Here is a 13,236-nt window from a genome sequence, read left to right as displayed (position 1 = left end):
CATTACATATTGGTAATAATATTATTGATATAAATCAATTAATCTACTTATAGAAATTTTTTAATTTATGCCTTCATTTTAGTTGTCATACAATCAATTAAATATTCTATAGTTATCTTATCTTCTTTCTCGAATGCAGATTTTACTATTTCCCACATTTTCTGGCTGAGATTATACTCTGCTTGGCAAAGATTATAATGAGAAGTGAATTTTATAGTACCCTTATTATCTACTTCCTTTATTGTCAGCACAGAAGAATAGAGTAAGAGTGATACCCCATTTGGGGTTTTAGCCAGAGCATATTGTACCAGGTTAGATTTTTTTTCTTTTTGATCGGCATATGATAAGGCGGTATTAATCAACGCTTTCAAATAAGTTTTAATGGTGATTTTATCCTGGGGAGATAGTCCTCTAAAGGACTCGACAAAAGAATCGATCAAGACATTGGTATCATGACTTTGTTGAGCAATCGTACTTGTGTCTTTCCGTAGTAAAGAGAGAAAGGGAACTTTCGCTATTTCTGTTGTGAATGCAATGAATTTCTGCGCATTGCCATTACCTTCTGGTTCCAATGGGTCATAGCCTGATGCTACTCGACATAAATTGATGATAGTTTGTAGACCTTCAGTGACGCTGACTGGGTATTTATTTGATGTGGCAGATTTCTTGGCGAATATTGTGTATCCATTTGTTGCTGCTATACTGGCTGGACTTTGTATATCAGAAAGATTCTCCGTTTCTAAGAAATGAGTAAAAATGTTATCTGAATGTTGCTGCGTATTAGAATATTTTTCTCTTCTGTGTTTAATATATTCTATCCACTCTTGAACATCTTTAATTTTATGATCAGAATTTGTTAATATATCTTTCATGGCTGTTTTCCTTTATGGATTTATTAGCTAAGTGATTGATTTTTATTTTTTTACTAAATATGAATTACAGATTAAGAAATTATAATTTATTTTATATTAATAATATAGGATTTTATTTATGTAATAAACATATGTTCCTGAAAACCGAGAATATCTTAATTAATAGGTGAAAATATATATCTAATCTTTTAATTATAGTATAAAAATGTAGTATGTAAAGTCAATTATGGAAAAATTTGTGCTTTCTGTTATTTTAATAGAGTAGTCTTACATTATATTATCTGGTAATTTATTTTTTTTATTTCCTAATGATACATTTTATTATTAATTATTTGTCGATTTGTTTTGGTTGATATTTATTGAAAATTAATTATTACAAATGAAAATTACGATCAATTATATTAACTTCTTGGTTGAAATATCTTTATTGGGTGGTTTTGTTTTTTCTATCAATTATAAAAATAGTTGTCAATTTAAGTTGTAAGAATGTTCAATTATTATTTTTCTAAGCTAGACTATGACTGAAGTAAATTATGGTGAATGATTTTCACGGTAGTTAAATATGTTATTCATAAAATAAAAAATCCACGTAATTACGTGGATTTTAATGGATTTCTCAGACTCAATGAAACATCCTGAGATGCCTTAAAACAACAGAAACGATTTAGACATTAAACAAAAAGTTCATCACATCGCCATCTTTAACGACATAGTCTTTACCTTCTGAACGCATCTTGCCGGCCTCTTTTGCTCCTTGTTCACCTTTGTAAGTGATGAAATCTTCAAAAGAGATAGTTTGTGCGCGGATAAAACCTTTTTCGAAATCAGTATGGATCTTACCGGCAGCTTGTGGTGCGGTTGCGCCAACAGGGATGGTCCATGCCCGGACCTCTTTTACGCCGGCAGTGAAGTAAGTTTGCAAATTCAGTAACTGATAGCCCGCGCGAATAACGCGATTTAAGCCGGGTTCTTCCAGCCCAAGTTCAGCCATAAACTCTGCGCGTTCATCATCTTCCAGCTCGGCGATATCCGCTTCTACCGCCGCACAAACCGGTACCACCACGGAACCCTCTTTTTCCGCGATCGCGCGAACCGCATCCAGATGTGGGTTGTTTTCTAAACCCTCTTCGTTGACGTTAGCGATGTACATGGTGGGTTTCAGCGTCAGGAAACTCAAATAGCGGATAGCCGCTTTCTCTTCGGTACTGAGATCCAACGCCCGCAACATACCCGCTTGTTCCAGATGAGGCAGACATTTTTCCAGTACTGCCAGTTCTGCTTTGGCATCTTTATCGCCACCTTTGGCTTTTTTCTGGACACGATGAATGGCTCGTTCGCAGGTGTCCAAGTCGGAAAGGGCGAGTTCGATATTGATGATCTCAATATCAGCAGCAGGGTCAACTTGGCCGGAAACGTGAATGATATTGTCATTGACAAAGCAGCGCACAACATGGCCGATAGCTTCTGTTTCACGAATGTTAGTCAAAAACTGGTTGCCCAAGCCTTCACCTTTTGATGCCCCTTTCACCAGACCCGCAATATCGACGAATTCCATTGTGGTAGGCAAAATACGTTGCGGTTTCACAATTTCAGCCAGTTGTTCAAGCCGTGGATCTGGCATAGGGACTACACCAGTATTGGGTTCAATGGTGCAGAACGGGAAGTTTGCTGCTTCGATACCTGCTTTAGTCAGCGCATTGAATAATGTTGATTTTCCGACGTTAGGCAGGCCAACGATACCGCATTTGAATCCCATGATTTTCACCTTAATTTACTTATAAATCAAAAGGCTGTGTTAGCCTGTTCGATGAGTCAAAAAAAATTGGCGCCATTATACACGGAATGGCGGGCTATCACGATCTTACAGACAAGATTTATCGACTTCATGTCATCAAGCGTTGGCTTTGAAGCTATGTAAGCGGTTGATCGCTTTATCCATATTTTGTTTCATCAGGATATCAGTACAACGCAGTGCTTCATCAATTGCATCATCAATCAGCTTTTGTTCACTGGCTGGTGGTTTGCCTAGCACAAAGCCCACAACTTTATTTTTGTCGCCGGGATGGCCGATACCAATGCGTAAGCGGTGAAAATTAGGGTTATTGCCAAATTTGTTCTGAATATCTTTCAAGCCATTATGACCGCCATGACTGCCACCCAACTTCATTTTTGCCACCCCTGGCGGTAAATCGAGTTCATCATGGGCCACCAGAATCTCATCCGGCTGGATACGGTAAAAAGAGGCGAGGGCAGCGACAGATTTACCACTGAGATTCATAAATGTCGTTGGGACTAACAGACGAATATCATGACCGTACATATTAATCCGGGCGGTGTAACCGAAAAATTTACTCTCTTCTTTCAGTGATTGATTGTGGCTCCGAGCGAGTAGATCAACATACCAGGCTCCGGCGTTGTGTCTGGTTTGGGCATATTCAGCACCGGGATTAGCCAGACCGACGATTAATTTTATGTTACTCACTATTTTTCTTCACTTTTGGCAATAAAACAAAAAGAAGAATAGTTTACCTGTCGGGGGCTACAAGTACAAAGTTCAGTTTGAAAGTCAGGAAATATTGTTACGAGAATTTTTGCGAGGAAATTGGAAGGAGAAAAGTTATTTACAGATATTAAGCACAAATAGTTTTGATATCTGTCTGGTTTGAAAATATTGAATCTTTTATTATTGTCAGTGGTACAAAAATAGTTAACTACTTAAGTCATAATAAAGTTTTATTATTGTTTTTCCGAGATAAGCTATAATTGAAATAAATTATGTGGAACGATTTTTACGATAATTCAATATGTTGATTATAAAATAATGTTTTTTTAGTTTGAGGAGGATATATGAGTAAAAAAAATGATTTTAAAGCTTTTTCTATTAGTAGTAATGCCAATGTAGTGAGTCAAGAAGGATATGAAGAAAGCCGGAGTTTAAAAACAGGGTTTCCACCCGAGAATATTACTACTCATTTGCTCAATAAGGTATTACGTCAATCGTCGACAATAACATCTGTTGTGGCTAATTTTATCGCGACATATTCTAGCGATGATGTTCTGGATGATGGGGATATAGCTAAACTTATTGTCCAATTAAATAGAGCGCTGGAACAAAAAATTGCAATAGAAGTACCAAGTGCTTCATTAACACAAAAAGGTGTTACTCAGCTTACAGATAAAATAGGTAATAGTAATACCCTCGCGGTAACGCAGAAACTTGTTTCTGATGTAAATGATAATGCTAATAATCGGTTGGCAAAAAATCAAAATGGCGCAGACATTCCTGATAAAAACACGTTTGTGAAAAACCTCGGCTTATCGGAAACAGTGGAATTGGCGAAAAATGCGGTATCGGCCAATGGTGGAAATTATCCACAGTATTTTAGGTTTAAACAGGTTGAAACACTGCCCACTGAACGTAATGCGACTATGTTAGTTTCTTTGCAGGGAGCCAAACCGACAAGTGAGATAGTCGGGTTTACGCTTTACAATTGGTATGACAATTATATTAAAACAGGTATTGTGCGTGGCGGTAGCGTCGATACCTACGGATATACGATAGATATTAATGGCAAACGGGTTTTTTCTGTTTCTCCCGCAGGGCAAATTGAAGCCGCGTCAGCGAATATAAAAGGGAATGCCGGAGTTTTTAATATAACTCATGATACGGGTAGACATGCATATTGTCAGTTTATTGAAGGAGCAAAAAGAACGGCTTACGTTGGATTTCCAAGTGACGGGTCACCGGATTTTGATATTTGTAACGAAAAAAAATCGGGCAAATTAACAATCGGTGGTGAGTTGGCTGCATATATTAATAACAACCGGGTTTTTTCTGTTTCTCCTGAGGGGCGGATTGATGCTGGATCGGCAAATTTAAAGGGGGCCGGAGGCGTTTTTAATATAATATATGACACGGATAGACACGCATATTTCCAGTTTGTTGAGGGAGGAAAAAGAACCGCCTACATTGGGGTTCCTGGTGACGGGTCATCGGATTTTGATATTTGCAACGAAAAAAAATATGGCAGGCTGACAGTTGGCGAGAAGCTGAAATATAACGGTAATCCTATTGCAGTTTTTAATGATAACTGCATTGCCGATACTAACGGCAATCTCAAAGTATCCAGCCCCATAGTGAGTATTCATCCAGACGGAACTTATGAGCTAACTCGTGAAGCGGAGGGTATGACCGTCGAACAGATAGAGACAGGGAAATATCGCATCAGCGGTTGCAACGGTTTTGCTAAAGATGGGGCATGGGGAATTCATGGTGGTACTATCGTCCCGGCGGATAGCAACGGGTTAAATTTGATTTGGGTTTGTGAATCAGTAGATCCATTTAGCGGCGATATAACCATCGAATGCTATCATCGTCAAAATAAAGATGCGCCGATATTTGCTCAAAATAAGCGCGTCAAGAGTGTTAATAGTGATGGGGAAGTCATTCATTATAGTGATGGTGAGCTATGTGATATCCCCGATGGACGAGTGATTAATATTCGAGTTCAACTGCCGGAAAAACTATAATAACCATAATAACTGAGTGAGAACTCAGTAATCATAAATAAACAGCAAACCCGTTGGAATACTTGTACAACGGGTTTGCTGTTTATATTTTGATGAAAATTATGTAAATACTTAATACTGAGTTAGGAAAGGATTTACGACGATTTTTGTTTTGCTGAGTGATTACTAATGGTTATCGACTGATAATTTATTTTCATTATACAAAGTCATGGAAAGTAATTTATTGTGCTTAGTAGCTATAAACCCAATATATACCTAATAGATTTCGAGTTGCAGCGAGGCGGCAAGTGAACGAATCCCCAGGAGCATAGATAACTATGTGACTGGGGTGAGTGAAAGCAGCTAACAAAGCAGCAGCTTGAAAGATGAAGGGTATAACGGCAATAACTTTATGGTATTACTAATGAGCATAAATCGTACTTTTCGTAATGTAATAAATTGTAAGATAAATAAGTGTGTGCTAATCGTCTGTTTTCTATTTGCAGCGTTTATGCTACTAAAAAGTTATCCTGCTTTATCTGAACCAGGGAAGTTTCTGGTTGGTGTTGAAAATTGCCAGGAATATCCAGAAGCAGTTATCAAGCATGATATTGATAGCAAAAAACAGATAACCAGAAAGGCTAGCAAGAAATTACACGATAACGTTACTTATAAAGAGAAAAAGCGATCAGGCCAGAGGCGGTGTGGTGATTTTTTATCAAAGAGAAGTTCGGTAGAAAAAAACGATAGCGGTGAAAAACCCAAAATACCCCAGTTATATGAAAATAGTCATAAAGATGATAATCAAAATACGCCTCCTTTAATCCTATCTCGTGGCACAGAACTCCTGGGGTTATTAAATTCAGATCCAAAAAAATTAGCCCAAGATTATATTGTCAACAAATTAAATAGTCAGATAACAAATAATACTCAGAAATGGTTATCACAGTTTGGTACAGCCAAAATTAATCTAAATGTTGATCATCGTGGGCACCTGGATGAAAGTTCTGTAGACTTACTGGTTCCTTTCTATGATGATAAAGATCATTGGCTTGTTTATACTCAATATGGATACCGTCATAAAGATAGCCGTGACACCGTGAATTTAGGCATTGGAACCCGTTTATTCATAAATGACTGGATGTATGGGGCGAACACTTTTTACGATAATGATTTAACTGGTAATAATAGCCGATTCGGTCTGGGTGGTGAACTGTGGACTAACTACCTAAAAATGTCTGCTAATGCATATTTTCGCCTGAGTAATTGGCATAACTCCCGTGATTTAATCAATTATTACGAGCGCCCTGCAAATGGTTATGACCTTATTGCCGACATGTATTTACCTTCGATGCCGTCACTCGGCGCCAAAATAAAATATGAACAATATTTTGGTGATAATGTTGCATTATTCGGAACTAACAATAGACAAAAAGATCCATATGCAGCAACTATTGGGGTAAATTATACGCCAATTCCACTGATCACAGCAGGAATTGACTATAAATTGGGGAAAGCGGGAAAAAGTGATGGTATATTTTCATTCAATGTGAATTACCGATTTGGTATTCCATTATCAGAACAACTTTCACCGGAAAATGTTTCTTCACTACGAAGTTTGGCAGGAAGTCGTTACGACTTAGTTGAAAGAAATAATAATATTATTTTGAATTACCTGAAAAAACAGCAACATCTTAGATTAGTGGTCCCTGTATTAGAAATTAGTGGTTACGGTGGTGAAGTTAAACCAATACAAATTCAATCAGACACGCCATTCAAAAATATTATTTGGGATATGCCTGAATTATTCCAGAAGAATGGCGGAGTTATAAATATAGAAAGCACTCATGGTTATACGATTCAGTTACCAGAATATCAGCCTGATGGAAAAAATGACTACACCATAACAGGTACAAGTAAAGATAATCAGCAGAAGGTGCAGATACAAACTCATGTATTACAACGTAATATTTCTTTGAGTGTTAATACAACAGATCCTTTAATTGCTGATGGAAATGCGAAATATGTTTATACAGCTACTCTGCTTGGCGTTGATAAAAAAACGCCGATAGAAAATGCTAAATTGATTTGGGATACGAATCAAAAAGACCCTGGATTGAAATTAAAACCTGATTCAGAGGCAACAGATAAAAATGGGCAACAGACCGCAACATTAACAAGTACAACACCATTATCCGATATACAAGTCAGCGTCAGTATTAATGGCGAACGTGTTACTACGAATAAAAAAGTCAGCTTTACTGAATCCAGCAGCAGCTATCGAGTCAGCCGCGTGACGGTGGACAAAGACGGCGGACTCTACAATAACGGCACTGACACTTATACCTTCACGGCGACGGTGGAAGATGCGTATGGCAAGCCGGTAGCGGATAAACCGATCGACATTGAGTGGCAGACAGAGCCAACGGAGGCCGGGTTAAAACTGACGAAACAGAGCAATCCGGTGAGTAACGCGCAGGGGCAGGTGACCGCGACCTTAACCAGTACAGCGGCGGTGGAGAATGTGCAGGTATCGGCGAAAACAGCCAGCCAGCAAACGGCGGTAAATGCGGATAGAAAAGTCAGCTTTGTGGAGCTTAGTACCAGTTATCGTGTTACCGGCGTAACGGTGGATGTGGATAAAGACAAGAAGCGCTACAACAACGGCGCCGACAGTTATACCTTCACGGCGACAGTGGTGGATGCATATGGCAAACCGGTAGCGGGTAAACCGATCGACATTGAGTGGCAGACAGAGCCAACGGAGGCCGGGTTAAAACTGACGAAACAGAGCAGTCCGGTGAGCAATGCGCAGGGACAGGTCACGGCGACGTTAAGCAGCACGGCGGCGGTGACTGATGTACAGGTATCGGCGAAAACGGCCACTCAGTCGGCGGCGGTGAAAGCCAACCGGGCGGTCAGCTTTGCGGAGCTCAGCACCAGCTATCAGGTTACCCATGTCACGGTGGACAAAGACGGCGGACTCTACAATAACGGCACTGACACTTATACCTTCACGGCGACGGTGGAAGATGCGTATGGCAAGCCGGTGGCGGATAAACCGATCGATATTGACTGGCAGATGGATAAAACGGTGGCCGGATTAACCCTGACGAAACAGAGCAGTCCGGTGAGCAATGCGCAGGGACAGGTCACGGCGACGTTAAGCAGCACGGCGGCGGTGACTGATGTACAGGTATCGGCGAAAACGGCCACTCAGTCGGCGGCGGTAAACGCTAACAGGGCGGTCAGCTTTGCGGAGCTCAGTACCAGCTATCAGGTTACCCATGTCACGGTGGACAAAGACGGCGGACTCTACAATAACGGCACTGACACTTATACCTTCACGGCGACGGTGGAAGATGCGTATGGCAAGCCGGTGGCGGATAAACTGGTTGATATCGACTGGCAGATGGATAAAACGGTGGCCGGATTAACCCTGACGAAACAGAGCAGTCCGGTGAGTAACGCGCAGGGACAGGTCACGGCGACGTTAAGCAGCACGGCGGCGGTGACTGATGTACAGGTGTCGGCGAAAACGGCCACTCAGTCGGCGGCGGTAAACGCTAACAGGGCGGTCAGCTTTGCGGAGCTCAGCACCAGCTATCAGGTTACCCATGTCACGGTGGACAAAGACGGCGGACTCTACAATAACGGCACTGACACTTATACCTTCACGGCGACGGTGGAAGATGCGTATGGCAAGCCGGTGGCGGATAAACCGATCGATATCGACTGGCAGACAGACCCAACGGTTGATGGATTAATCCTGACGAAACAAAGCAGCCCAGTGAGCAATGCGCAGGGACAGGTCACGGCGACGTTAAGCAGCACGGCGGCGGTGACTGATGTACAGGTGTCGGCGAAAACGGCCAGTCAGTCGGCGGCGGTGAAAGCCAACCGGGCGGTCAGCTTTGCGGAGCTCAGCACCAGCTATCAGGTTACCCATGTCACGGTGGACAAAGACGGCGGACTTTACAATAACGGCACTGACACTTATACCTTCACGGCGACGGTGGAAGATGCGTATGGCAAGCCGGTGGCGGATAAACTGGTTGATATCGACTGGCAGATGGATAAACCGGTGGCCGGGTTGAAATTGACGAAACAAAGCAGCCCAGTGAGCAATGCACAGGGACAGGTCACGGCGACGTTAAGCAGCACGGCGGCGGTGACGGATGTACAGGTATCGGCGAAAACGGCCAGTCAGTCGGCGGCGGTAAACGCTAACAGGGCGGTCAGCTTTGCGGAGCTCAGCACCAGCTATCAGGTTACCCATGTCACGGTGGACAAAGACGGCGGACTCTACAATAACGGTACTGACACTTATACCTTCACGGCGACGGTGGAAGATGCGTATGGCAATCTGGTAGTGGATAAACCGATCGATATCGACTGGCAGACAGACCCAACGGTTGACGGGTTAACCCTGACGAAACAAAGCAATTCGGTGAGTAACGCACAGGGACAGGTCACCGCGACGCTAAGCAGTACCGTGGTAGCGATTGATGTACAAGTGTCTGCTAAAACGGCTACTCAGCAGGTGCCGGTGAAGGTGGATAAAAAAATCAGTTTTATCAGCCCTGATGAGCTTGCTTCTCTGACTGTTAGTCCAGATCACGTAACAGAAGGAGAAGGCGCGGAGCATACTTACACCTTTACTGCCACAGTAAAAGATTTTTCCGGGCAGGCGAAAAGTGGTGTTACAGTGGCTTGGAGGGCAACAAATAGTGAGGGAGTTACCATTACTGACAAAAACCTGGTTACTCAGGTAGTGGGTGATGGTAAAACAGATGCTGATGGGAAAGCGCAATATCAGGTATATAGCAAAAGCGGCGGGTTTGTTGCTGTTATGGTAACGGCCAAAGTGAATGATTCATCTGTTGGCTCTAAGAATAAAACGGTAGAAATTAAGGCTAATGAGCAGGATGTTACTAGCTTCTTTATATTGGATTATCACGCTCAAGATAGAAAACCGCTCGAGCATTCAGTACCAAAGGAAAGAATGAACTTTGGCTGGAAAGGAATGAAGTTTAAACCCGAGTATTTGCCTGGAAAATTACATATAGATGGTTATTCTGGAGTATATGATTCAAGTAATAAGAGCGTAGTTGATGTTGGGGTGACACAAGGTGATTTTAGCGTTAAAAAAACAGGAACGGCTACATTAACTGCGATGTTTACACACTCAATATCTGGTCGGTATTTAAAATATGTTATTCCTGATGTGAAAATTGATCACTTTGTAATTATTGATGATTCTAGTTTGACAGGTCCGGGGGTTGGTTACGTTTCCTCGCCGGAGAATCGTGTTGACACGAGGCAACCTTTACCTCGTTGTACAATAGGAAATAGGATAAAGGAGAGTGATCTTGGTGATTCAATTGATTATTTGGTTAATGATTTGAAGTTGAATCTTATTGAGAAGGGTTTATTAGGCCGGAGGTTCCCTGCTAACGGAGCAACAATGGGGGGGCTACAAGTAAATGATGAAAAGATTCAGATTCATTGGTTGAATGGGAAAATGCCAGACGTAACGACTTATGTGGTTTTATGTGAGAAGTAGGGAGGGAATAGTAGGTAGTAAGCATTATTGTGGAAGCGCATTATCTTGATAGAAAATTAGGTGTTTGTTACTTATTGGCGTTTAATTTTAATATGAGATTTAATATGTTGACACTGACAGCAGATATAGTTTCAGGAATAACGGTTTTAGCAGAGAGTCCAGTTGTCATTACTGTGACTTATAGTGAAAACGTAGCCATGTTATCTTCTCGTTATTTTAACCGATTCAGTCCCTAATGAGCGATCACAGAGGTTTCTCATACATTAGCTGTAGCTAGAATTTTTACTCACCAAGGTTATTTAGAACTTGGACAGCTAGGTAAAATCAATTACTTAATTGTTCACTGAAATCAATGTAGATGATATTATTAATGTAAGTGTTTACGCTGATGGTATTGTGTGATAGGAGTTAGATTAAGTAATTATTACTATTGCTCCTTATACATTTACCAACGAAGATATGGAGGTTGGAGTCAGTGTTATTCAGCTTAGTTAGGCGTTTTTTCATATGTGGACTCATATGCTGGTAGTTTCTGACTTAGTTTCTTGAATATGAGGAGGAAGCACTGTATCCCATTTCATGATACCTTTTGGATAGAAAATACATTGCGATTACAGTAATAGCTAAAGTAAATAGTTTATTTATGTGAGAAATAGGGAGGATATAATAGGTAGTCAGCATCATTGTAGAATAACATTATTTTGATAGAAATTAGGTGGTTGTTACTTGTTGGTGTTTAACTTTAATATGAGGTTTAATATGTCGACACTTACAGCAGATATAATTTCAGGAATAACGGTTTTAGAAGAGTGCCCGGTTGTTATCATGGTGACTTATTCAGGCGATGATACTCACAAAGTAACGGATTCGACTGACATAGTGTACGATAACCCGAAAAATACCCGTTTTGATAAGATCCCTCGTATTTCAAGAGATGTTGAGAAAAATACCTGTACTGCGAAATTTGTTGTTACTGCTAATTCCGGCGCCGGTGATTTCACCATAACATTTTCAATGGATCAGGCTACGGACCCCGATGCTAAATTGGAAATTACATTTCATTCTATTGATAAAAATGGTTTTTCATATGCAGCGTTTGAACCTATAGTTATTGGCGATTCGTTGATAAAAGACTTATCTCCGGCAGTAGATAATAAGCAACCTTCTGAATTTAATGGCAGCCTCCTTATTAATATCTATGCGTTGAGTAAAACAAATGATCCGTTACCCTATTTTCAAATTCCTCTGGTAACGAATAAGCCAGTGCGTATTTTTGGGTATGATGGAGAAAATATTACGGCAGAAGTATTGCCTTTTGTTCGAAAATTCGATAGTAATAAATACTATATTAATACGAATAATAAAGGTTTTGTTGCTTTAAGGGTTTTCCCCAGTCAGAAAGAGAATGGTAACTATGTAGTTGATATGTCAGCAGAATTACCGGATTTCTCAAAGAAATCTTCATCAAATATTCTGTTTATTACAGAAGACATTGCTCCAACTCTTGCGGCGCCAGATATTGAAGAAATGAATGGTAATAAATTAATGCCATCAGTAGGATATAGCAGTACAGGTTTTCATGTGAGTATCCCATTTTATGAAGATGTTAGACCGAAAGATAGAATTTTCTTAATGATCAGAGAAGGTAATTACGAAACGCCAAGTGCGTCTGCCATAATTACTGATCTGCATCAGTTAAATAATCCGTTTATTTTAGTTCCATATGCCAGCGTTCCAAATATTGGTGGTAATGAGTTATACTATTATATCGCTGATACAACGGAAAATATCACTATGTCATCTGCTCTCTATTTTAATTTAACGAGGTCAGTGCCAAATGTACCACCAGAGGTTCCGCGTGTATTAGCGAGACCTGTAATTTTGAATCATAGAACGCAATCGGAATTTAGCTGGCCAGGTACAATTAATCTTAACGGTATCTTAGGAGGGGGATTGGATGCCTATATTGCTGTGGGTAAAAACAACGGAATAGAGGTAAATGATGTCATTAATGTACATATTTACGTTAATGGTATTATCAATGATAATCCATCTTCGAAACTTTATTCTGTTGATCCTCATACGGTAACTGCCGAAGAAGTGGCGGCTGGAGGGGCTATTATTCTGCTTGGCCAAGGGCCTTTTACTAATGTAGATTCATATCGTGATGGTACGACAGGCTCAGTTTATATCACTTACAGCGTAGGCCAAAAGGAATCGAAGATTTGGTTTGGATACATTGATACTGTTCCAGCAAGATAATAAATTTAACGGATTGAGCTTTTACCT

Annotated in this window: 6 protein-coding genes; 3 read left to right on the top strand and 3 right to left on the bottom strand. The window is 40.6% G+C overall.

Annotation, left to right across the window (positions count from 1 at the left end):
* Window positions 1–65 precede the first annotated feature (65 nt).
* The 3 genes from D3222_RS17475 to pth all read right to left on the bottom strand — a co-directional run bounded on the left by D3222_RS17475 (window position 66) and on the right by pth (window position 3,354).
* The gene (locus tag D3222_RS17475) at window positions 66–872 is read right to left on the bottom strand and encodes a hypothetical protein (protein WP_118987292.1); all 807 of its coding nucleotides are present in this window, start codon (window positions 870–872) and stop codon (window positions 66–68) included.
* Between the two features lie 664 nt (window positions 873–1,536).
* Window positions 1,537–2,628 (bottom strand): redox-regulated ATPase YchF, encoded by a 1,092-nt coding sequence (ychF, locus tag D3222_RS17470; RefSeq protein ID WP_118987291.1) that lies wholly within the window; start codon window positions 2,626–2,628, stop codon window positions 1,537–1,539.
* Window positions 2,629–2,763: 135 nt separating this feature from the next.
* Entirely contained in the window at window positions 2,764–3,354 is a 591-nt protein-coding gene (gene pth, locus D3222_RS17465; protein WP_118987290.1) for an aminoacyl-tRNA hydrolase, read from the bottom strand.
* A gap of 365 nt (window positions 3,355–3,719) precedes the next feature.
* On the opposite strand from pth, the gene D3222_RS17460 reads away from it, so the two are divergent.
* The 3 genes from D3222_RS17460 (at window position 3,720) to D3222_RS17445 (ending at window position 13,209) form a co-directional block, all read left to right on the top strand.
* On the top strand, window positions 3,720–5,402 hold the full coding sequence (locus D3222_RS17460) for a phage tail protein (RefSeq protein WP_118987289.1): 1,683 nt from the start codon (window positions 3,720–3,722) through the stop codon (window positions 5,400–5,402).
* Window positions 5,403–5,892: 490 nt separating this feature from the next.
* Window positions 5,893–10,947, top strand: coding sequence for an inverse autotransporter beta domain-containing protein (locus tag D3222_RS17455; RefSeq protein WP_118987288.1), 5,055 nt, complete (start codon window positions 5,893–5,895; stop codon window positions 10,945–10,947).
* 759 nt (window positions 10,948–11,706) lie between these two features.
* Window positions 11,707–13,209 carry a hypothetical protein gene (locus D3222_RS17445; protein WP_118987286.1) on the top strand — a complete coding sequence of 501 codons (1,503 nt, stop codon included), beginning with the start codon at window positions 11,707–11,709 and terminating at the stop codon, window positions 13,207–13,209.
* Window positions 13,210–13,236 lie beyond the last annotated feature (27 nt).

Source organism: Photorhabdus sp. CRCIA-P01, from assembly GCF_003545805.1.
In the GTDB taxonomy this organism is placed as follows: domain Bacteria; phylum Pseudomonadota; class Gammaproteobacteria; order Enterobacterales; family Enterobacteriaceae; genus Photorhabdus; species Photorhabdus antumapuensis.
Note: the sequence above shows the minus strand (reverse complement) of the source record. Positions and strands in the feature narration are given on the sequence as shown.